This window comes from Gordoniibacillus kamchatkensis (genome assembly GCF_000829455.1).
GTDB lineage: Bacteria > Bacillota > Bacilli > Paenibacillales > NBRC-103111 > Gordoniibacillus > Gordoniibacillus kamchatkensis.
Genome location: NZ_JXAK01000005.1, coordinates 39399 through 62888, shown reverse-complemented (window position 1 = coordinate 62888; position 23490 = coordinate 39399). Strand labels below are relative to the sequence as shown.

14 protein-coding genes, 5 pseudogenes and 1 riboswitch are annotated in these 23490 nt (G+C 48.2%); of the genes and pseudogenes, 10 read left to right on the top strand and 9 right to left on the bottom strand.

Going from position 1 to position 23490, the window contains the following annotated elements; genetic code table 11:
- The first annotated feature begins 118 nt into the window (after window positions 1-118).
- Genes SD70_RS40625 through SD70_RS34560 form a run of 3 tightly spaced genes read left to right on the top strand, consistent with a single transcriptional unit; the run spans window position 119 to window position 5386 of the window.
- A complete protein-coding gene (locus SD70_RS40625) occupies window positions 119-787 on the top strand; it encodes an iron-containing alcohol dehydrogenase (RefSeq protein WP_052487039.1) in 669 nt (222 codons plus the stop codon).
- Entirely contained in the window at window positions 784-1386 is a 603-nt protein-coding gene (locus tag SD70_RS40620; protein ID WP_052487038.1) for an iron-containing alcohol dehydrogenase, read from the top strand. The genes SD70_RS40625 and SD70_RS40620 overlap by 4 nt, the downstream gene beginning before the upstream one ends.
- A complete protein-coding gene (locus SD70_RS34560) occupies window positions 1304-5386 on the top strand; it encodes an S-layer homology domain-containing protein (RefSeq protein WP_197080939.1) in 4083 nt (1360 codons plus the stop codon). Before SD70_RS40620 ends, SD70_RS34560 begins: the two co-directional genes overlap by 83 nt.
- 1461 nt (window positions 5387-6847) lie before the next feature.
- Here SD70_RS34560 and SD70_RS04315 read toward each other — a convergent pair.
- Window positions 6848-8018 (bottom strand): annotated as a pseudogene (locus SD70_RS04315) (MFS transporter).
- Between the two features lie 21 nt (window positions 8019-8039).
- The gene (locus SD70_RS37615; protein WP_231571048.1) at window positions 8040-8138 is read right to left on the bottom strand and encodes a hypothetical protein; all 99 of its coding nucleotides are present in this window, start codon (window positions 8136-8138) and stop codon (window positions 8040-8042) included.
- 301 nt (window positions 8139-8439) lie between these two features.
- On the opposite strand from SD70_RS37615, the gene SD70_RS04310 reads away from it, so the two are divergent.
- Complete coding sequence (locus SD70_RS04310; protein WP_041045999.1) at window positions 8440-9030, top strand: TetR/AcrR family transcriptional regulator; 591 nt, start codon at window positions 8440-8442, stop codon at window positions 9028-9030.
- A 406-nt stretch (window positions 9031-9436) separates the two neighbouring features.
- Here the strand turns inward: SD70_RS04310 and SD70_RS04305 are convergent, their stop codons facing one another.
- The gene (locus SD70_RS04305) at window positions 9437-10330 is read right to left on the bottom strand and encodes a LysR family transcriptional regulator (RefSeq protein ID WP_041045997.1); all 894 of its coding nucleotides are present in this window, start codon (window positions 10328-10330) and stop codon (window positions 9437-9439) included.
- A 157-nt stretch (window positions 10331-10487) separates the two neighbouring features.
- On the opposite strand from SD70_RS04305, the pseudogene SD70_RS04300 reads away from it, so the two are divergent.
- From SD70_RS04300 to SD70_RS04275, 6 genes and pseudogenes are all read left to right on the top strand, one after another.
- Window positions 10488-10769: pseudogene (locus tag SD70_RS04300) on the top strand (MFS transporter); the annotation flags it as partial.
- Window positions 10770-10887: 118 nt separating this feature from the next.
- The gene (locus SD70_RS04295; RefSeq protein ID WP_041045994.1) at window positions 10888-11430 is read left to right on the top strand and encodes an NADPH-dependent FMN reductase; all 543 of its coding nucleotides are present in this window, start codon (window positions 10888-10890) and stop codon (window positions 11428-11430) included.
- A 40-nt stretch (window positions 11431-11470) separates the two neighbouring features.
- A complete protein-coding gene (locus tag SD70_RS04290; protein WP_041045993.1) occupies window positions 11471-12385 on the top strand; it encodes an NADP-dependent oxidoreductase in 915 nt (304 codons plus the stop codon).
- A 197-nt stretch (window positions 12386-12582) separates the two neighbouring features.
- A pseudogene (locus SD70_RS37610) lies at window positions 12583-12771 on the top strand (transcriptional regulator); the annotation flags it as partial.
- Between the two features lie 194 nt (window positions 12772-12965).
- Window positions 12966-13069, top strand: a riboswitch (purine riboswitch).
- Between the two features lie 163 nt (window positions 13070-13232).
- Window positions 13233-13850 carry a xanthine phosphoribosyltransferase gene (locus tag SD70_RS04280; protein ID WP_041045991.1) on the top strand — a complete coding sequence of 206 codons (618 nt, stop codon included), beginning with the start codon at window positions 13233-13235 and terminating at the stop codon, window positions 13848-13850.
- A pseudogene (locus tag SD70_RS04275) lies at window positions 13844-15147 on the top strand (nucleobase:cation symporter-2 family protein). The gene SD70_RS04280 and the pseudogene SD70_RS04275 overlap by 7 nt, the downstream one beginning before the upstream one ends.
- Before the next feature lie 179 nt (window positions 15148-15326).
- Here the strand turns inward: SD70_RS04275 and SD70_RS04270 are convergent.
- The 6 genes and pseudogenes from SD70_RS04270 to SD70_RS04245 form a co-directional block, all read right to left on the bottom strand.
- Window positions 15327-16094, bottom strand: a complete 768-nt coding sequence (locus SD70_RS04270; protein WP_041045989.1) for a class I SAM-dependent methyltransferase — start codon at window positions 16092-16094, stop codon at window positions 15327-15329.
- 821 nt (window positions 16095-16915) lie between these two features.
- Window positions 16916-18181, bottom strand: coding sequence for an HD-GYP domain-containing protein (locus SD70_RS32830; protein WP_197080938.1), 1266 nt, complete (start codon window positions 18179-18181; stop codon window positions 16916-16918).
- A gap of 448 nt (window positions 18182-18629) precedes the next feature.
- Window positions 18630-18830, bottom strand: a pseudogene (locus tag SD70_RS37605) (JAB domain-containing protein); the annotation flags it as partial.
- Between the two features lie 616 nt (window positions 18831-19446).
- On the bottom strand, window positions 19447-20730 hold the full coding sequence (locus SD70_RS04255; protein ID WP_041045985.1) for a cytosine permease: 1284 nt from the start codon (window positions 20728-20730) through the stop codon (window positions 19447-19449).
- Window positions 20731-20749: 19 nt separating this feature from the next.
- Window positions 20750-21433: a biuret amidohydrolase gene (gene biuH, locus SD70_RS04250; RefSeq protein WP_041045983.1), complete on the bottom strand. Its 684-nt coding sequence runs from the start codon at window positions 21431-21433 to the stop codon at window positions 20750-20752.
- Between the two features lie 22 nt (window positions 21434-21455).
- Window positions 21456-23483, bottom strand: coding sequence for a CHASE domain-containing protein (locus tag SD70_RS04245; protein WP_041045981.1), 2028 nt, complete (start codon window positions 23481-23483; stop codon window positions 21456-21458).
- Window positions 23484-23490: the final 7 nt, after the last annotated feature.

Below are 23490 nucleotides of genomic sequence, written 5' to 3'. Positions count from 1 at the left end.
TAACGTACGATTTCCATTGTAACCCGATAAGGGGGACCTGCGCTATATATCCTGCAGTTGTGCTATGATGGGGGGAGAAGAAAGACCCGGCCTGAAGAAAAAGAGGAGGACCACGGATATGGGAATGGATACCGGAAATATTGCAGACTGGCTCGGCAAAAGCATCGACTGTGCATGCGGACAGCGGCACGAGGTGCCGATCCGGCGCGTCGTCATCGAGCACGGAGCGCTGCGGGCGGCGGCGGATTATGTGCGGGAGCGGGGCTGGAGCGACGTCGCCCTAGTTGCCGACAAGCGGACGCTGGAGGCGGCGGGGCAGCGGCTGGAAACGCTGCTAACGGAGGCAGGATGCAGCGTCGCGCGCACCGTTTTGCCGCCGGATGAGCTGGGCGACGTCATTGCGGACGAGCGTTCGATCGTGCAAGCGATGCTCAATTTGCGGGATGGCACGGCGGCAGTCCTTGCCGTCGGTTCGGGCACGATTCACGACGTCGTGAGGTTCGTCTGCTCGCGCACGGGAAAAGCTTTCGTATCCGTACCGACAGCGGCGTCGGTCGACGGCTTCTCTTCGGTCGGTGCACCGCTTATTATACAGGGCTTTAAGCAGAGCCATTCCGGCCTGTGCGCCCGAGGCGATCTTTGCCGATCTCGACGTGCTCGCCAAGCGCCCCGCGAGCTGACGGCGGCGGGCTTCGGCGATATGCTCGGCAAGGCGACGTCGCTAGCGACTGGAAGCTCGGCGCCATCGTACAAGAGGAGCATTACTGCCAGCTGTGCGCCGATATGACGCGCCGCGGGCTGCAGCTGTGCACGGACAACACGGAGGCCATCGCCGCCGGCACGCCGGAGGGCTTGCGCAAGCTGATGGAAGGCCTCGTGCTGTCGGGCATCGCTATGCTGCTGATCGGGCATTCGCGGCCGGCTTCCGGCGCGGAGCATCACCTGTCGCATTACTGGGAAATGCGGCTTCTGCAGCAGCGGCGCCGGGCGCTTTTGCACGGCGCCAAAGTCGGCGCGGCGGCGGTGCTGATGGCCGCCGCCTACGACGCCCTGCGGCGGCTGCCGCCGCAGGAGGCGCTCGCCCGCGCGGCAGCCGCCGCGGCCGCGCCGGGCGATGACGCCGCCCGCATTCGGGCGGCGTACGGGCCGCTCGCGGATGCTGTGCTCCGCGAGAACGGCAGCGGCGGCGACGCTGCCGCCGCCGCGCAGGCGCGGGCCCGCGAGCTCGCGGCGCTCCGCGCGCGCTGGCCCGCGCTGCAGGCGGCGGCCGCCGAAGTATGGTTCGGCTACTTCTGCTACTACTATGACGGGGAAATCTTCTCTATCAAGTGGAACTGTAACGGTTACAATAGATGGCACACCGTATACGGCGACAATTACCAATAATAGTTGGAGTTTAGATTTAAAAACTACCAAAGTTTATGTTGCGTCGGGCAGTTTGTTTGCTAATGGAAGCTATACAGCGGTTGCTAGTGTTACAGCATCTGGGAAAACCACTACTGCTACTCAAACAATGATAATAAATGATACTGGTACTGGTGCTCAGACTATAACGATTAATGGAGGGGCGACGGTAACAACAGCCAGCGCAACGCCAACAATTACAGGGACAGTTGGCGGATTAAGCGGCGGTGGTACAAAGTTGAATATTTACATTGATGGAACTAGTGTTCTTTCGAACGTTAATGCTACCGCGAGTTGGAACCAGCCAATAACCCTACCAAGCCCTACGTATAATAAGGTGTACACAATAACTGCAACATTAACACATAGTGGAGGTAGTGTATTCTATGCATCAGCAACTCAAAAATTAATTTACGTGTCATCACCACCACCAGTTCCAACTGTGAGTATCACTGCAATCACACCAACAGGTGGTGCATTACCTACTATTTCCGGAGGCAGTTCTGGAGCAGACAGCGGGGTAGAGGTGCAAATTGATGGAGAGACTGTCGGCGGAACAAATGTCGGTGGAACTACTGTCGCAATAGTGACTCCAGATGCTAGTGGCGGATGGTCAACCGGTGCTCTGGAAAAACCGTATAGCACAGGAAGCCATACGGTTACTGTGATAGCCAGAAATTCATACGGAAGTGCGGCAGTTGCCACAAGTACATTTACTGTAACCGCCACGGCAATTACCATTGACAACGGTGCGACGTTATCCACAAATGATAATTCACCTACAATACGGGGGCGCACGAATGCGTCGGATGGAAGCACTGTTACGGTTACAATTGGAACTAAAACATACACTACTACTGCGTCAGGTGGTTTGTGGTCTGTAATTGTTCCTGCTTCAGATGCATTACCCGATGGAACCTATACCGTTACAGCAACAGTAAATGGTAACAGTGCTACACAGACACTTACCATCAAAACTACTACAACAGTAGCAATCAGTAACCCGGCGGATGGGTCTGTTATACCAGCAAACCAACGGACTATTAGCGGTACAGCTGACCCGAATGCAACAATCGATATAAATATTAATGACGGCTTAAGTGTAGCAACGGCAACTGCTGATGCAAGCGGTGGTTGGTCGTATATATTGGGTTATGATTGGTCTTCAGGATCGAACAAGATTGTTGTAACAGCATCTGATGTGATGGGAAATGAAGCTGCGGAACTATCCAATTTTACTGCAATTGGAGGACAAGTACCGGATGTGCAGGCAAGCCCAAGTGCAGGCGCAGTGGCCAGCGGCACGCAGGTGACCTTAAGTACGACAACAGTCGGAGCGGCAGTCTACTATACAACCGACGGGTCGACCCCGACGACTGGCAGTACGTTGTACAGCGGCCCGATCACGATCACTGCTAACACGACGATCAAGGCGTTTGCTGTAAAAAGCGGCATGACGAACAGTAATGTAGGGAGCTTCGTCTTTACGGCAACTTCTAATTTAAGTAATCTAACTGTAGACGAAGGAAAATATAATCTTGTTGTAAATGGAACACACCAGACAATTGTAGATGCTATTTACCAAGATCAAAGTATAAAAGATGTTACGAGAATAGCGACATACACTATTTCGGATACTACTGTTATTTTAGTCGACTCTAATGGAGTAGTTACTGCGAAAAAAACGGGTATTGCTACCATAACGGCTACATATGGAGGGAAAACGGTAACAGTAACTGTTACTGTCCAAACTTCGGAACCGAATTTTACACTAAGTCTTCAAACATCTCCAAGCTCGGTAGTAGGAGATGGAAAATCAAAGGTCTCAGTAATCGGAAACATAGTATCCAAAACAGATGGAAAACCGGTAGCTGGGGTACCGATTCAATTTCACTTTGGAAATGGTTCAAACAATGATTTGACGGCTGTCACAGATGCATCGGGGAATGCATCGGTAATATTCACAGCACCAAGCATGACGGGACTTAATCCTGTTCTTGAAATGATTGCAGCTACTGCTACAGAACCCGGAACAGGATTAACTACACAAAAAAGTATTACGATTAGTTACATGCCTGCTTCTGTCAAAGGCGTTTTGATCGATCAGATAACGGGCAAGCCCATTGCAGGTGCGATCGTTTCGGTGACGGCCGACTTTAACGGAGACGGTGTGATCGATTTCTCAGCGACCGTCACCACAGGGGCGGATGGTTCTTATCAAATCTACGTGCCACGCGGCGACTGGGACTATACCATGAGCATCCAAACCTCGGTACAGGTCGGCAATAAGACCGTGCCGCTAAATATGACCCAGACGGCGCACGTGGGAAGTTTGACGGGAACGGGCCAAGACGTGATCGCTCCCGAAAACAATATTAGCGGCCAATTAACCATCACCAAGTCCGGTTCTACCGGTTCACAGGCATCCGTGGGAAGCTTGTTCGGAACGGGAAATGTCAGCGCCGTTGTACAAGGAACGGCGGGCAACAGTTACAGCAAACAGGTTAAGCTCAATTCGGACGGAAGCTTTAACGTTGAGAATGTGCCACAAGGTCAGTACATCATTGCGTATCAGATTAAAGCTGCGGATGGAACGACACTAGCGGGACCGCTGGCAACCGTGAATGTCAGTCAAAATGGGCAAATGAGCATCGTATATTCGCTCATTGACCCTGACGGGATCGTGACGGACTCGCTCACCGGCTTGCCAGTGAGCGGCGTGAACATGAATCTGTACTGGGCGGATACGACGCCGAACAGGCAAAATGGCCATACGCCGAATACGCTGGTCAATTTGCCGGACCTGACGAATTTTGCGCCTAACCAGAACCACAATCCGCAGGCGACGGACGCAAACGGGGCGTACGCATGGTTGGTCTACCCGAATGCCGATTATTATATTGTGGCAACCAAAGACGGCTATTACAGCTACTCGACACTTGTCGCAAAGCCCAATGTCCCTGCTGTGAACGGTTCGGACAGCTATATCCAGGATGGCATTATTCATGTGGGGCAGAGTTTGGTATCGCTCAACTTCAGCTTGACGGCTTTGCCGACAAGCAGCTCCGGTTCCAGCCACAGTTCCGTCCAATCGCCTTTGCATCTCGCTGCAAGCAACGTGACGCAAACGGGAGTTCTCTTAACATGGGATGAAGTGAGCGGGGCTGATTCCTATACGATCTATGAGAACGGCCAGTCGATTGCCAAAGGCGTTGCCAGCGGAAGCTACCAAGTCACGGGACTTGCGAAAGGGACAGCTTATAGTTTTACCGTAACGGCTGTTGCCGGTAATCTGGAATCCGCGGTGTCCAACGCCATAAGTGTAACGACGCTGCTAGAGGCAGCCACCGCACCTGCGAATGAAACCGAGAAGGGAGAACACGAGAAGTACATCGAAGGCTACCCTGACGGCACGTTTAAGCCGGAAAGGAATGTAACCCGCCAGGAAGTTGCGGCGATGCTTTTCCGGGTCTATCACCTTACGAAATCGGGACTAACCGGTAAGATGTACTCAGATGTGACGAATGCGGATTGGGGCGCGGGAGAAATCGAAGCCGTCTCGAAAGCCGGAATCATGAACGGCTACCCGGATGGGACCTTTAGGCCAAATCAGCCGATTACCAGAGAAGAAATGGCGGCAACTGTGGCTAGGCTGAAGCAGTTGCAAAGCAAAGGAATGGACGCTTTCTCGGATATTACCGATAGCTGGGCGCGCGAATCCATCAATGCGGCGAATCAGGCAGGCTTTATAGCGGGTTATGCAAATGGAACATTCCGCCCTAAAGCGAACTCTACCCGCGCGGAAGTCGTCACGATGATTAATCATCTAGCGAACCGCGGCCCGTTATACGGCGTGGACACTCCTACCTGGTCCGATGTTGGTACCAATTACTGGGCATATAGGGACATAGAAGAAGCATCGACTAACCATCACTTTATCATTCAGGACAAGAAGGAAATGCGGGTAGAAGTAAAGAAATAGAGGGTACATTTGATGGACTGTCCTTACTTCGAAGAGGGTAAGGGCAGGCTCTTTTTTAACGTCTCTCATCGATGCAAGGCTGGAAAGAATTCAGTGCCAAGAAGGGCGTGGCCATCATAGCTTACCTCCATAAGTCCAGAATAAAGATGGCCCCCTTACATCAGACCATTTTCTTTTAGGCTGAAAAGTTATTTCCGTCGTCCTGCTTCGACTATCCGCATGGCGAATATTCTTCAGTCGATGGGTTTGGATCACATCCTGGATGATTGTAGGGACAAATCGGTGCGAGATGATATTCATTCATGCGCTTCCTTCATTCATAGGATTCTTAATCGAGCACCAATAGAAACAAGCCGGCGGATTGGTTCAAGGTTGGGATGCAGAACTGAAGCCGACGAGTGACATCACGAGAACGGAAACGGCGGCCATCGTGCAGTGGACGCTGGAGAAGGCTAAGCTAATCGACAGCAGAAATTCCAATTAATCAAGTTAAAGGGCTGCACCCGAATAGATTTTACTCGGAGGCAGTCCCTTTTTATGCACATATTGTCAGGCGGTAGATAAAATTTCGCCTTTGAGATGATATGCTGAACCGTATCACAAATGACGGCTAAATTTTTGTATCCGATTAGTGGAGAACTTTTTAATCAGACTGTAGCTGTTAGAATGAAATTGAAATGATATAGCAAAGGTCCGGTTAACCTGAAAAGGCTAATCAGATTATTTTCGCACCCAAATATCGGAGACAAGTGATCTACGGGAAATGAAAACGTGAAATTGGGAAGATCATCTGACAATTGTGTGATCGAAAAGGAGTAGAATCGAAGCCAAAGCCTGCGTGGACCACATACATATGTTGCTGCCGGAGCTTGACCAGCTGCGGAAATAGACAGGTTTCCTAGCTCTCTTACCAGCATCTTGAATTGAAGGGCGTAAGCTCTCAATGTACTCAGACTAAACCCCTGGATACGTTTATCAGGTTCAGACAGTCGCCATAATTCACTTAAAATCATAAATAAAACCTTCCATAAGAGCTACTAAATCTAGTTTGCTTCTTATGGAAGGTTTTAGACTGGCTTTATTAAACTATTAAGCCGTTGGTTTCACTTTAAGTTTTCGGGGTTTAATCCTAGTAATGTCTCAGGAATAAACATTCCATTCTTGCGAATCAGGATATCACCAAACCATATATCTCCACCACCGAATTCAGAACGCTGAATGTGTACAATATCCCTGTGTAAATCTGACCAATTCTTATTTCCCGGCGATCCTACAGGTACATATCCAGGAGTAAAAATGGTAACTGCCCCATATTTTCGTCAAACTGAGTATTTCTCATTGGTTTTTCTATATATGGATTTAGACGTGCAGTTCATTTGCGGTCTGCTTTTTTATGAAGATCCGAAAGATTAACTTAGTGAGCAGAGTCCCTTTATCAAATATTCCATGGTTAGCTTACCCTTAATTCACTGATTGAACCACCGAATGCCGTGATGCCATGCTGGACATTACAAACACAGCAATGATGGCGATGAGTACGCCGATTACCCCGAACCAGGTAATGGATGTTAAAGAAACACGGTTAACGATCAGCCCTCCGATTCCTGCGCCGACAGCCATGGCAAACTGCATCATGGAACTGTTCAAGCTCAGCATGACGCCCGAGGATTCAGGAACAAGCGTAACCAGGTTAAATTGCTGCGCGGGAGCGGATGACCAAGCGGCAAAAGACCAGAGGATCAAAATGGCGAATACGGCAATGATCGACTGTCCGACTAGGGATAGCAAAATCAACGAAATGATATGAAGCACCATCCCTGAAACGAGCGTGTATTTGATGCCCCGTTTATCCGCACTGTAGCCGCCGACTTTCGATCCAATCAAACTGGCAACGCCGAACACGAACAGAGCTGCGCTAATCAATGATTCATTTAAATGAGTCACCTCTAGCAGAAAAGGTGATAAGTAAGTATAGGCGAGGGAATATCCTCCCAACCAGAAAAAAGTAATCGCTAAAGCAACCAAAACCTGAGGTTTTTAACAAAGCAAATTGTTTGATCAAAGGGACAGGCTTGTCGCCCTGCATACGTGGTATAACCGCAGCAATGACAAGCATGGCCAAGCTCCCGACAATTGCGATGGTCAGAAATACCGCTTTCCAGCCAAAAGCCGAGGCTACCATTCTGCCGAGCGGGACGCCGATGATGAGCGATGCGGTAATACCCATGGTGACGTTGGCGATGGCGCTGGCCTGCTTACCTGGCGGAGCGATTTTGGCAGCGATGCTGAGCGCGTTAACTGTGACCACCCCGGCGCCTAACGCCGTAATGATTCTCGCGGCAATGAAGAAACCGAAGCCGGACAATATAAATGTAAGCAGATTTGCGGCAATAAAGAGGCCCAGCGAATAAAGTAGGAGCTTAAGCCGGTCCATTTTGGCCGTCAGCGCCATCAAAATAGGAGTGCCGACCGCATAGGCCAGGGAATAAACCGTAATGAGCTGGCCTGCTGCCGCAACGCTTGTTCCCAACGTCTCTGCGATTCGGTCTAATATCCCAGAAACGATGTAATTGGATGTTCCAACTAAAAAGCTGATCAAGGCTAGTACGTAAACTTTCCATGTACTCTTCATAATTCACTCTCCTGATGTGTTTTAAATAACAATATTTTTGTCGGTAACGAGAAACCGCCACGGCTGCATGTTAGCAGCTGAAGGAGCCAGCGCGGGGCTTGCCGTAATGTTTCGGTCAATCTCCCGCGAAATCTTAATCTCGGGATCATGGCTACGAACCGACCGGCGTTCTCGAATAATATCAAAAAAATTGGTGCTCCCTCATTTGCGACGGTTGTGAAACCGACATGGTTCTCTCCCCCCCCTTTGAAAAAAATGGAATTCCATACTTTGTTTCAATGCAACACTAGTTGTTTGAACAACATTTGTTGTGATTGTATGTTATAATAACAACCGAATGGTACGCAATCATCAATAACCATAAACCGTTGTATAGACAACACCATTTCTATAATGTCGTTTTACAGGGGAGATCTTAACCATGACAATTAAAAAGAATGAAGCTGATCCTCGTGTGATACGTACACGGCGGCTCCTTCAAGACGCTTTTGCTTCATTAATTCAAGAAAAAGACTTTGAATCGATAACCGTCAGGGATATTGCAGAGCGGGCTACTGTTAACAGAGCGACATTTTATGCGCACTTCGTAGATAAATTCGAAATTCTTGAGGCCAGACTAATGGAATCATTTATGACAATCATAAATCGTAGAATAAGCGGTCACGAAGTATTGAATGAAGAAACAATTCAGAGTATTTTTTTGGGGATATGCGAATTTCACAAGGGTCTAAGTACTATGTGCAAAAGAAGAAATACATCGCTTGTACCTGTATTCGAAATTCAAATAAAGGAAAAAATTCAAACGATACTTCTTTCCTATATAGATAAAGACAAGATGCTATCGAATCCAAACGCACAATTCTTAATAAATACAGCTTCTATCATGTTAAGTTGGGGGATGTATGGGGCAGCTTACGTTTGGAACAAAGAGGGGTGTCTAATAAGTGCGGAATCATTCGTTAAACAGTCTTTGCCTTTAGTGATGAACGGAGCCAAAGAACTGCTGGGATAGGTCCTGTCGCTATTGCTCTGCCCTGCCCGTTCAGATGAATCTATTAACTTGAATCACCGGTTGTTGTGTATCACAATGAATCAACCCGCTATCCTTGCATGCTGTACGACTACCTGGCCCCAATCTTGTGATCATCCTTCCCGATCGTCGACTTGCACAGCATCTTTGTTTCGAAAATTCTGGATATGGCCATCCGGGTGGATTAGTACCATCCACCCTTCAGATGTGCTATAAAATAAAACATTTTCATAGAGTCCAGAATGTCCTCTCGGCGGGAAGCTACCTGCCGCCAGCACGATTCCCTTCGTCTGACGGTTTTTACTTTGGGAAAGGGTTTATTCGTAAAGAGAAGAGAAATTTAGCCGTTATGACCGTTAAGGTGAACCGTATCATAAGTGAGGCGAAATTAGAGGAGCGGATTTAGCGTTTTCGCTGATTGGGCAAAGTACTCGATGAGAAAGTCGCGAAACCTGCGCGCAGCGAGGGATAGGTACCGCTTCTCGTGCCATATGATTTGGAAATTGCGCTGGCAAACGGGGAACTCAATATGCAGCAAGCTCAGCGTGGAGTTCGGGCCGCCGCAATTTCCTACAAGTGCAACGCCCAGCCCGGTCCGGACAAGACTCGCGATGCCGGCAGGCTCGTCGACACGGCAGACGAAGTTAGGCGTTATCCCGGCTTCTTGAAAAAACAAATCGTTCATTTTCTGAAAAGGAAATCCCTCCTTGTACCCGATAAACGGGTCCTCCGCCAATTCGCTCAACCGGACGCTCTTCCTTCCTGCAAATCGGTGTCCTTGGGGAACAGCCAAATAAACCTCTTCCTTCAAGACGGATACGCTGCTAATGTCGGGCCGATCGATTGGAAGCGCCGTGAAGCATATGTCGACCCCGCCTGCCTCGACTAACTGCGTCATCTCTTCCATTGAAGTCTGTGTAATTCGAAAGTTGACTTCCGGATGAAGCGCGAGAAATTCGCCTAGAGCATCCGATAACCGGTCCAGCGTCGATGTCGCGAGGTGAATGCTCCCTTGCTCGAGTCCCGCCATCTCGGATACTTCTTTCCTACCTTCTTCCAATAGGGCGAGTGCCTTCTCGACTTTGTCCAGAAACGCCTTGCCGAACGTATTCAGGCGAATTCGGCCTCCGTGCCGGTCGAACAACGGAACCCCCACATCTTCCTCCAGCCTCGAAATCGTTTTGCTCAAAGCAGGCTGCGCAATTAACAACTCCTGTGCCGCCTTAGTCATGTGCTCCATCCGGGCAACCGTTCGAAAATACCGCAACTGCAGCAGTTCCATACGCGTCTCTCCTTTCCATATACCTGAGTATATACCTATTATGGGTCAAGATATATTTCTGTTTATTTATACGTGATTGTAAAATAAAACACGTAGGGAGATCAATTACGTTTTGCGAAAAAAATATCACATAGGACAGAAAGGAGGGCTCACTGCCATGGAAGGCGCAGTCCAGCAACAAGCCGGCGAAAAATTGATTCGGACTCTGGCCGTCACGCTTGTCATCTCCGCCATGAGCGCAAAGTTCAATATGGAGTTGCCCGAAATCGCCGCCGATTTCAACCTTCCTTTGTCGCAGGTCAGTTGGGTCTCGTCCGCATTTTTGCTTATCTATGCGATAGGGACGATGACCTACGGGAAGCTGGCCGATACGTATCGGCTCAAAAATTTGCTTACCTTTGGCCTTGTCTTCTTCGCGCTTGGCTCGATGATCTTCTTGCGGTTTTGCATGTAGGCATTTTGTTGTTCTATTCTATGCAATTCGGCGAGGCTAGAAATACCGGTTCAAGGGAAGATGAACTGAAACAAATCAACATGAATTAATGGGAGGAACCCAAATGAAACCATTAAGTATTGGCATTATTTTAGGAAGCACACGTCAAGGACGCGTAAGTCCGCAAGTAGGAAATTGGGTTAAAGAAATTGCCGATCGACGCAGAGATGCGAATTATGAAATCGTGGATATCACAGATTTTCAATTGCCTTTTTTCGGAGAAGGTACGGGTAAGGAGCCTGGATTAATCGCTTGGTCAGAAAAGCTCTCCAACTTGGACGGGTTCATATTTATTGTCCAAGAATACAATCACAGCATTACGGGGGCGTTAAAAAATGCACTGGATTCAGCACGAGACGAATGGAATAATAAGGCGGCCGGCATCGTTAGCTATGGTTCAACGGGCGGAGCCCGTGCAGCCGAACATTTACGAGGAATCTTAGGGGAGCTACTCGTAGCGGACGTTCGCGCACATCCAACGTTTTCGCTGTTTACGGATTTTGAAAACTTCAAAACATTCAAACCTGCCGAACTGCACGTTGATAAAATAAACATCATGTTAGATCAACTTATCGCATGGAGCGGCGCATTAAAAACTTTACGGTAACGACGCGACAAATAGGGATAAACTGGGGGAGGATTGCTCTATGAAAGCAGCAGCATTTCGTTTGGTCGGCGGACCCGAGGTATTAGAGGTCATGTCGTTTCCCGATCCGCAGCCCGGTCCAGGCCAAGTCAGGATCCGGGTGAAAACGGCCGGGGTACAGCATTACGATTGCAGCGTGCGGAGCGGCTGGACTCCGCAGGGCGTCACCATTCAGCTTCCGCAAATTCTGGGCAATGAGTTCGCGGGCATCATCGATCAAGTGGGCGAAGGAGTTACCGGCTTTCACGTAGGCAGCGAGGTGCTCGGCTTCGGGCTATTGAATTGTTACGCCGAATATGTGGTTGTGGGCGCTGACCAAATCGTAAGTAAGCCCGGAAGCATGACCTGGGAAGAGGCAGGCGGGCTGACCGGCAATGGCCAGGGCGCGTATACCGCCATGAAAGCCATCGGCGTTGGACCGGGCGATACGGTGCTGATCCATGGGGCGGCCGGATCGCTCGGGGCTTTTGCGGTACAGTTGGCGAAGGAGTGGGGGGCCAAGACGATCATCGGCACAGCCAGCGAGAGCAACCACGACTACGTGCGCTCGCTCGGGGCTATCCCGATAACGTACGGGGAGGGTCTTGTCGAGCGAGTGCGGGCGCTGGCGCCGAACGGCGTCGACGCCGCATTCGATACGGCCGGGGCGGAAGCGGTGCGTGCCTCGGTCGAATTGGTACAAGATAGAAACCGTATTTGCACATTTGTCGCTTACGACCTTATCGAGGAGCTTGGTCTCCGAGTCATCCGCAGCCAGCGCTCCGCCGCACGTTTAGCCGAGCTCGTCGAGCTGCACAGTAAGGGCAAGCTTCGCATCCATATCCGGCAGACGTTCCCGCTTGAACAGGTCGTGGATGCACATCAACTGATCGAAACGAGGCACGGCCGTGGCAAGATTGTCCTCACCATCGGCTAAGCGGAGGTGGGAGATTTATAGGAGTCAAGGGAGCGGCATACCTATTCCCTTCTTTGCGTCGGTCGTAGACCCTTTCGGAAACATCATTGGCTTGATCCATACAAAAAGCTAACCATGGCTTTAACTGGCGTCGTTCCGCTAACGATGTCAGTTTTTATATTTTGAATCCAATCGCTTCAATTTCCCTAATATCTCGCCTCGTCGTTAAAGGCGAAGGGAAGTCGGCTGATGAGTTGAGTAGTATGCTTACTGGCATTGCCTTTGGCCAAGTCTTGCCAGCAGCCGATAATTACGCCTATGTTGGCGGGCCCAATGCAACGGTTGAAATGGGGCAGCGAGACGGCTTCGTATATGGTGCAATGCGGATTCCGGTTGTGAAGAAGTAAACGAGATCAGCAGGAGGAAATGAGGGGCTGGAACAATTCGAGGTTCGTTCTTCGTCATTAAAGGGGATTATTGAAGCAATCAAAGCCCTTTAGAATGGATCGGTTTAATGGATAGCGCGGAGAGCCGTACCATATGTAGGGCGAATTTTTAAAAGTTTCACTTGAAACAGTTGAATAGTGCATGTACTATATACAAAGTAAAACTTAATATGACTCATATAATTTTGGGGATATGGCCCATAAGTTTCTACCGGATGACCACGGTAATCATCCGACTATGAGTGAAAGAGCATCTAGGGTTCCGTTTTTTTCTTTTGTGGAAAGAAAGACTGGTCCGAGCGATGCAGGCACTTTTGTGCTACACCAAAAGGGACAAAAACCCAGAAGGACAGGTTTCACTTGAGAGGAAATGCTCAAGGAACCTGTCCTTTTTTAATTGGAGAAGGAGCGATAAATGCGAAATGAAATTACTTCAAGAACGAATACGTCAAGATGGGTTAATCTTGTCCGACAAGGTGCTGAAGGTTGATTCTTTTTTAAACCATCAGGTCGATACGCAGCTAGCGCTGGAGATCGGTAAGGAGTTTGCGCGAATTTTTGGCGATCAACCGATCACAAAAGTGCTTACCATCGAGGCCAGCGGCATTCAGTTTGCTATGGCAACGGCGATCGCACTGGGCGTACCTTTTATTTACGCAAAAAAGAAGAAAGCCGTCACTCTCTCCGAGAACGTTTTTTCAGCATCGGTGCATTCGTTTACCCGCCAGGAAACGTACCAAATTAGCGTTTCTCAAAAATATCTTGATCCAAGCGATAAAGTATTAATTATCGATGATTTTCTTGCTACAGGCGCGGCACTGGCAGGGTTGGTCGATATCGTGAAAGAAGCGGGAGCCGAGCTATTGGGGGCCGGCTGCGTTATCGAGAAAAGTTTTCAAGAAGGCCGAAGCCTCTTGGAGAAAATGGGTGTGAGGGTTCACTCCCTAGCCCGGATTGCTTCTATGGCACCTGGTGAAATTCACTTTGTAGAAGACGATATTTTATTCAATCCTCACTCAAAGGAGATTGTAGAATGTTAAGTAAACAAAAGATATTTACCTTAGGCTTTCAGCACGTGCTGGCTATGTATGCCGGAGCTGTCATCGTGCCGCTGATTGTCGGAGGAGCGCTAAAACTTACCTCTGCACAAATGGCGTATCTGATCGCGGCCGATTTATTTACCTGTGGGATTGCTACGATCTTGCAAGTTATGGGAACGAAGTATTTCGGCAGCAAATTACCTGTTATTTTGGGATGTACCTTTACTGCTGTTGGCCCGATCATTGCCATTGCTTCCACTTCGAATTTAGCGACAGCGTATGGGGCCATTATCATATCCGGTTTGTTCGTTGTTTTAGCCGCGCCTCTGTATGGGAAATTGCTGAAATTCTTCCCGACCATTGTAACCGGTTCGGTCGTAACAATCATTGGACTTTCCTTGATTCCTGTAGCAATGAATAACGCAGCGGGCGGTCAGGGAAGTCCTGATTTCGGTCAGCCGAAAAATTTGCTGCTCGCACTTCTGACGCTAGTCATTATTTTGCTAGTCAACCGTTTTACTACCGGATTTGTACGTTCCATTTCCGTTCTCGTCGGTTGGTGATAGGAACGATTGTTGCATACGCCTTGGGCATGGTTCATTTCTCATCTGTTTCGGAAGCGTCATGGCTTAGCATCGCGCAGCCTTTCTACTTTGGCATTCCTCAGATCAGTATCACGGCTATTATCACAATGATAATCGTGAATATAATCAGTATGGTAGAGTCTACAGGCGTTTATTTCGCTGTAGGAAAAGCGACCGAACAAAAAGTCGAGCAAAAGCAAATTGTGAGCGGATTGCGTTCAGAAGGTATTGCCATCATGCTGGGAGGTATTTTCAATGCCTTCCCTTATACGGCCTTTTCCCAAAATGTCGGTTTGATCTCGCTTACCCGTATTAAATCCCGAGATGTTATTTTCGCCGCGGGAGGCATCATGGTTGTTTTGGGCTTGCTGCCTAAGCTGGCAGCCATAACGACCGTCATTCCAAATGCAGTACTTGGAGGCGCTATGATTGTTATGTTTGGCTCTGTTGCGGCTTCCGGTATATCGATTTTGTCAGAGGTTGACTTGCGTAAGGGGAACAATCTGATCATTGCCTCTTGCAGCATCGCTGTCGGCCTGGGCTCGGCCACCCTTCCTCAAATGTTTGACCAACTGCCGGATTTCGCTAAAATGCTGTTGCAAAACGGTATCGTGTCCGGTTCTTTAACCGCTATATTATTGAACTTGTTCCTGTCCAAGCAAGAAACACAAACAGGATCATTGGAAAAAATACAAACTTCGATAAGCCGTTAAAATATAAGCTCTATCGCTGGTTAAGGCCCCCCCGTAAGAGGTGGCCTTTAATATTTCCAGTTATGGATAGCGCGGTAAACCGTACCACAAGTAACGATATAACTCTGAAAAAGGGCATCGATTCGATTTTCGTAGTACGAAAAAAGAGGTCTTGGAAACCAAGAACCTCTGAGTTACGCTTACTTTCGTATGGCTTCATATACAAATTGCTGCTTCGCATTTGTTGGTGCCTTGCCATATTCGAAATCAGCGGATACAACCACGTCAGAAAAGCCGATGCTTTCTAAAACGAGTTTAAATTCTTCGACACCGTACCAACGTAGTGCAAAACGCTGCAATTCGGTCTGGATCAGTGCACCATTACGCCATTTTTCATATTTTAAAAATGAGACTTTGTATTGATTGTATAAATCTGCTTCAACAAGCTTGCCTTCCATTATGATGATATCCCCATTCGACAATGCGAATGTTGACGTTCCACCAAACTGCCCACACTCAAAGTTAGTGTCAGGCAGGAAGAGATCAAGAATTAGACGCCCGCCTGGCTGCAGATGGTGGTAAAGGCGTTTTAAAGCGTTAATGGATTCCTCTCGTTTTTCAATTAACAAGAAAGAACCGGCTGGAATAATAATCGCTTCATATTTTTCCGGTAAAGAAAGCTCTTGAAGGGTTGATTCGTACAAATTGGCGGCTAATTTTCGCTCCTCACAACGTTGACGGCAAGAAGCCAGCATTTCAGGAGAATAGTCAACTCCATCTACGTTAAGACCTGATTCGAGAAGCGGAATCATTACGCGTCCAGTCCCAACCATTGCTTCTAGAATGCGACCCTTACATTTTTTAAGTCTGTCGCGGTAATACTCTATATCCCCGCCCAAAGATTGACCGATTTTCTTCGTGAGATTATAAACCTCAGTGCATAGTTCTCCATAGTAACTAAAAGACATACATTTCCCTCCGTGAATTGGAATGACCACGGAAGGGTTCGTTTACATTTATCCCTTCCGCACCTTACAGATGGACGTGATGGATTTAAGGATTTGCATGAGAATCACTCACCTTTTTGTAAAATTATCTCAATTATAGATTCGAGGTAAAATTTGATCAACATGACAAATCAATTGAAACAAAACTTGCCGTTACAGACAGTGTGTTCACCGCCAGATTCTCTGGTGGCAAATCAGCGAGTTTAAGTCAAATTATTTGGCGGTGGACAACCTCATATTCAACCGACAATAGCCTACTCCCTTCTGTACGATGACGGAAGTTTGTTTGTAGGAAAAGTGTAATAACCCTAACCTTTGACGAGGGCACCAGGGGCATTCAAAACTAAACACATGATGTAAAAAGAAAATAAAGTTGTAGACCGGAGTTGTAGATTCTAAGAGGTTTGGAATCGATATATTCGGCAGCTTTCTGAAAAATATGTTTTAAACTGACTCATCATTATGACTTGTTAAAAGATAAAAACCAGAAAAAAAGTGGCCGACGCCTAGGCACTGTCGATCACGTAGTGCCGCTTTACCAGATAAAAATCTTCGTTAGCCTGCGGAAAATCAACGATTTACTGGACTTTTCTCCTTAGCGTATGAACTCCGCGTTTTGTTGTTTAAACGATACTTTAAGAGGCTGCAAGCCACCACGCGGCACACTTAGGCACGTTTTTCGCCGATAGACCCGTTAAGCTGAACCGTACCATAAGTAACGGCTAACCTAAACTCCAGAGCCAGGCAGCCAATTTTTGAGGTTCAGACAATGAGCACATTTTTCAATTGGCTAAGCGATTTGCTGCTGTTCTCTGAGTACCCAACGCTCTCCCATAAACGTGTCCCATGGCCTCCGGAAAAACCAACTCACCACTGTTACAGAGTCGAACAAAGGCGGAGACGCATTCGGGATCAAAGTGTGTGCCGCTGCCCTCAACAATCACTTGCAACGCGCGTTCTTGAGACCAGGGCTCGCGATATGATCTTCGCGAGGTCAACGCATCGTACACGTCCGCAATGGCAAGGATTCTTGCGAGTTGTGAAATCTCTGTGCCTTTCAGCTTGTCCGGATACCCCGTCCCGTCCCATTTCTCGTGATGGTGCCGGATGACGGACAGCTCTTCGGTCATAAAGCCAATATATTTACAAATCTCGTAACCTATCACAGGATGATGCTCGATCACAATTCTCTCGTCCGCATCCAACTTTCCCGGTTTATTCAGGATCTCGCCAGGAATCTGTATTTTCCCTACATCGTGAATGAGACCGCCCCGAGCCAGGGCTCGCATTAGTTCGGAATCCAGATTCATGGCCTGAGCCAGTTGCAATCCGTACATGGCTACACGGTAATTATGACCGGCCGTATATTCATCTTTGGTCTCTGTGGCGACAATCAGATTTCGCATGCTGCTGGAGATGCTAATGCGAAGTTGATCCAAAGAAGGATACCCGTCCACCTGATGAAATGTTTGAGTTATAGATACGTTCGACCGATACTGAGCTATAATTCCAAACAACAGCATTAAGGCCGACACTGCGAGGATTGCATGATACAGCCACCAGGCCAAAGTCCACATCATGGTTGTAACCATGACACATTCGGTGATGGTAAGCAGAACGGAACCAAATACGATAGACGCATGCAAAGGAAATTTGACTAACCGAAACTGCTGAAAATATCTCTTGGCCGCCCAAAGATACAGGAAGACTGTGAGAAACGCCATCAGATAATTCAATGGCGTGAAATCGATGCGAATGAAGTTGGAAATGCTGGGATAGATAAGAGCCGCAATATTCATCAGGATGATAATGGTCACCCAACCGACGACAATACTCCTCCGATATTTCGACACAATGCGGATAATAGAGTGGTCAGATGATAAGGTCGAGAGAAAAATCCAGACTGCGCACGTTGTCATCGCGACTTGTGAGGAAACACCTGCCAAGTGGTGTTGATCAGCAACAATGAACCCAGGGGTCGAAATTGCGTGAATCAGAAAAAAGCCATTTAGAGATAAGATAGCTAATGCCAGCATGAGCGCACTCATATCCCGAAGTCGAATCCCCGTCCAGCCAACGGCTATAGCACTGACGGCCAAGGCAAGGAGTGTCGGAGAAATAACGTAAAAGTGGAAACGGGGGAGATCCCACATGGTACTATGTCCAGGGAACGTTATAAGATAGACATACCCCAGAAGAAGAACGACAGTGGTTATAGACATGGTTATGACTAGAGCGCGAGGTGAACGTGGCATCATCATTCCAACTTTCCAATATAAGCTAACTTCCTGCCAGTATGTTCATGATTCGATACCAACCATGTCGAATCCTGCTAGCGATCGGATCAAGGGGCATCCCAAGTGTGGTGCCCTTTAATTTTGCCGATAAACTCGTTAAGCTGAACCATACCATAAGTTAGGCGAAATTTTTGACCTTTTCCCCTTGCAGGGCGAGGAAAGTTGCCCTGGAGGAGGCGAAGCACAACCGAAGATGAGACTAGAAAAATCCTTGCTCCTTCATACTACAGAAGCGGTCTTTGCCGACGATCACATGGACGAGTACGTCGATGCCGACAATCGTTCCTGCTTCCGCCAGACGTTTCGTTAGCTCAATGTCTTCCGATGAAGGAGTAGGGACGCCGCTTGGATGATTGTGAACGCAGATGATGGTCGCCGCCGCCAGCTTGATGGCTAAGCGCACGAATTGACCGGCCACTCGGAGTGGTTGGACATGATGAGAACGACCTTCGGTTTTGGCCGCGATATGCTCGGCGAGGCACTGCAATTTCTGGAATCCAGAGAGGTGCGTTTGTTCTGAGCAGATGCGAAGCCTCGGTTCACGCGGGTTGAATGAACAAACGGCAACAACATGAAGGAGCTGCCGGCTGTGCAATTGACTTATGTATGTATTGAAAGAAAGACCAGCCCTAGTTATCGGGCTGGTCTTTCCGCTTTCAATGGTTTGTCTTTACGTTACGGAGAACCGTATCACAAAAGATTTCGCCTTAGCGATTTTACGGTGAAACACATCGTAAATGATTTCGCTCCAGGTGCTGATCAAAAGACTTTGTGCTTGTGTGACAAACAATCATACCCTTTTGCTCACTTCAAAGCGGCAGCCTGCAACCACCCGAATCTGCTATTTCGAAAAAAATAAGCAAGGTTCCAGTTAACTCCGAACTTATCAGTCAACGCAGCCACAAGTGCGCCAAAAAAAGGTCTTTTGCAGTTCGGAGTCAACTTTTCCGTCAGCCTTAAATATTTCGTAAACATTCCTGATGGTTGTCCAACGTAAGCGGTTTTCCTCTGATTTATCAGCCTTCCGACATCCGGCTTTCTATTTCTGCAGTCTGCCTGGACTCCATCATCATAAAGACCCAATAGAAGATACCCGCCGTCAACAAACTGATAAACGCAGTGGAAAGATACGGAGCCCAAAACTCGACCAAGAGACCGCCCAATGCCCCCAATCCCCATGCCACGAACGGTTTGGTTCTCATGCTGTCGGTAATGTCGGCGTTTTTTCTGTAGATGATTTGATCGACGATAATGACAGCGCCGATAGGAGGAACAATGATCCCCAGTAACGATAACCAGTCGATGAAGTGATTCCACGCTCCGGATAATGCAAGTACGGTGCCAATCGCGCCAATGACCAGAGCTGTTTTTCTCATTTTCTTATGCAGTAAATTCGACCAGCCTACGGATGCGTTATAGAGACAATGGGAGCATACACTGCCCAAATTAAGGAAAAGAAGGATAACCGCCAGAATGGATACTGCCCCGCCTTTGGAAGCGATATATTGAAAGAAATCGGAACTTGTGTCTGATAATGCTGCTGCTGTTATAAGTCCTCCGAACACCATGGCGATCATGTTGGACACGGGAAAGGCGGTGAAAGTCGCCCATACGGATTCTTTAGCGTTTCTGGACCAGCGATTAAAGTCCGCGGCCATCGTGCCCGAATCGGCAAACAAAGCGACAACCATCGTAACCGCAACACCGAACGATAACGCACCGCTTCCATTGAATTGTAAAATGGAAGTCCAATCGGTACGGGAGATCGCATCGTTCACTCCCCATAAACCGATAATGAAAAAGAACGGAGCGGAAATAGCGCCGATATAGGTTAACGCTTTAACCCCAATGATTGTAACCAAAATGTACAGGATACCCGCCAGCAGGGTGATGGCGAAGGTGCTCGAGCCGAACGCCGAATGCATGCTGCTGCCCGTTAATCCGGTCTGAACCGCAAACCATCCGATGACCAGCGTGGAAAGCAGCCCGGACACAAGGATGGAACCCTTTTTGCCGAACGTAATGGAAGCCTGCATACTGAAGTTATAGCCCTTTTTCGTTGACAAATAACCCAAAATGCCTACGTAAGCGAATAAAATCAGATTTCCCAGCAGGATGGCAAGCATTCCTTTTATAAAGCCCAAACCGGAAACGATAGTTGCTCCGGTGACGGTTCCCGTCATGATCATCGGGAATCCGACCCAAACTAACGATACGGATAAAAGCCCTTTTCTTGCGTGAACAGGTACCGGCGAGCTTTCGTATTCTTCCTCCAACAATGCCTGGTCTTTCTTGCTCATTGGCCCATCCCCTTTGTCCCTACATATTTTCTAAAGCTCGAATCACATGCTCCGACGAAGATACGCTCCCGAAAACTCCCCCTTGCATGGTAACCATTTTTAAAGCCGCCAAGTGATTGTCATAGTCGGTAGCTCCTGTACAGTCCTCTAGAATGAGGCATTCATAACCTCTATCGTTGGCCTCTCTCATCGTGGTGTGAACGCAAACATCCGTTGTGATACCGGTTAAAATGAGATTCGTAATGCCCAAGGTGCGAAGAATCAGATCCAGATCCGTTGCATAGAAGCTTCCTTTTCCGGGTTTATCGATGATGATTTCGTTCTCCAGCGGTTGGAGCTCCTCGATAATTTGCCAGCCCTTCTCCCCGCGTACCAGGATTCTCCCCATTGGCCCCTGTGAGCCGATTTCCGCGCCGATTTGTTTGCTTCTCCATCGTTTATTTGCCGGCAGATCGGACAGGTCCGGCCGATGTCCTTCACGGGTATGAATAACGGTAAAACCTTCAATCTTTCTGACTGTGTCAAGCAGCCGCCGAATCGGTTGTATGGCCCGGCGGGTCAAGGACAAGTCATATCCCATTTGATCGACATATCCGCCTTTGCCGCAAAAATCGGTTTGCATATCGATGATTAGGAGTGCCGTTTTTCGGGGATCAAAATGACCGTTATAAGGCCATGAATACGGGTTAGCTTGGATGAACATCTTGGATCGACCCTTCCTGGGATTATTGGATGACCGTCTTCAATTTTTCGACCATATTCGTGAGTTTCTCGATGGCCGAGGAGAACTCCTCAAAGACGGAATTGTATTCGGACGTTACTTTCCTGACGTGGTCAGTCTCCGCTTCGTTCGCTTTCGATGTGCTTTCAATTTTTTCGACGATCGAAATGACGGACAGCGATTCGGTGGATATGCTCTGAACGGCATTCGTAACGGCTTCGATTTGTGCCATCAAGCTGTTCGAGGTTTGCAGCAAATGCTCGAATTTTTGTCCGGCATCCATCACCAAAGAAATACTGGCGGAGGTTTCGTCCGATACTTCCTCCATTGCGCGGATGGAATGTTCAGTTTGCAATTGGATGCTGCCGACGAATTCCGAAATTTGCTGTGTCGATGCTTCGGACTGCGAAGCTAATTTGCGAATCTCGCTCGCTACGACTGCAAAGCCCCGTCCGTGCTCTCCAGCTCTCGCCGCTTCGATTGAAGCGTTCAAGGCGAGCAAATTGGTCTGTCCGGAAATATCGGTGATGATTTTGACAATCTCTTTAATTTTCTCCGAGTATTCGCCTAATTCCCGGATGGACTCCGACGATTTGACAACGATACCGTTCAGCTTGTCCATCTGATTCACAATCTGCTGTATGGATTCGTGACCCCGGGTCGATTCATCCAACATATCGTAGGAAAAGGAGGTTGCCGTTTCCGAAGTGGCTGCGATCTCCTGAATGCTGGAGACAATACTTTTAACGGAATTCAATCCGATCTCGGTATCGCCGCTCTGTCTTTGAACCTGCTCTGAAATATTATTGATCGTTGCTGCGACCTGCTTGCTCATATCCGTACTGATTCGTGAAAAATTGGCAACGTTATGACTCACTTCCGAAAGCTGTTCGGAAACCGCCGTAACCTCCGAAACGATGTTCTCCAGGAATCCTTTCCGATTGTCGACCTCGCTGATCAAATTTTTGATTTCTGCCGCTCTACGGTTCGTTACGAACAAATAGAAACTGATTCCCACGGCAATAAGCAGCAGCATGGCTGGAAGGAAGATCCATAGATTGTTCTTTTCGTTGCTGATGAATTGCTTGGTCGGATAGAAAACGACCTTCCACTGCCTGTCGCCTACCGTTAACGATTTTTCATAAGAATATTTCAAGTTTTTAACATCCGGTTCACCGGTAATGACGAAACTTGAATTCTCGGAATCGTAATTGCCGAAAAAGCTGTTTTCAGGGGCACTGGTTTCATCGTAGATCGCAAAATCGATATGGTAGTTCACTTTGTTGATCGACTCGTTGATGATGTTGGAAATCTTGAATACGCTCAGCAAACACCCGAGTATGTCGTTGCTGTTCGGTTTCTGTCCTGCGGCCGTATTGGCATAGACGGGCAAAAACATTAAAAATCCGTACTCGTCCCCTTTGTCCTGGACAAGCTTTACCCGTTCCGTCGTTGCAATATTCCCGGATTTTACGGCGCTATCAATTGCCGACTGTCGCTGAGGGTTTGAATATAAATCGAAGCCGAGCGCCTTTTCATTGGCTTTGAATGGCTCCACGTAAGTCACAGGATAATATTGCGGTCTGTGGTTCGACGGAATGGAAGTGCCGTCTGCTTTTTTCTCGGTGATTTGAAAACCGTTGGATAATTCTTTTTGAATGGTTTTTTCAAAAGAGTCCCGCTGTTGGTCTGTAATGCGCGGGGCCCACTCGAGAGCCGAAATTCCGGAATTTTTGGATAAAGCCCGATTGACGAATGCGGTAAACCGGCTGCTGTCGATCTTGTCCTTCGTGTTGTAATAATCGCCGAGTGACAGCAGCACCTCAACGTATTTGTCGATCCCCTTCTGAACGGTTCCCGTAAGAATGTCGGACTGCAATTTCAGCTTGTCCTCAATTTTTGTTGTTTCCGATTTATACAAATAGACGGCAAGGAACGCGGAAAGCAGAATTCCAACTGTAATGGAGATGACTACGGGTAAATAAGTTTTTTTGAAACGAATCGGAGTTTTCTTCAACTGCAGCTTTTTCATTGGTCCA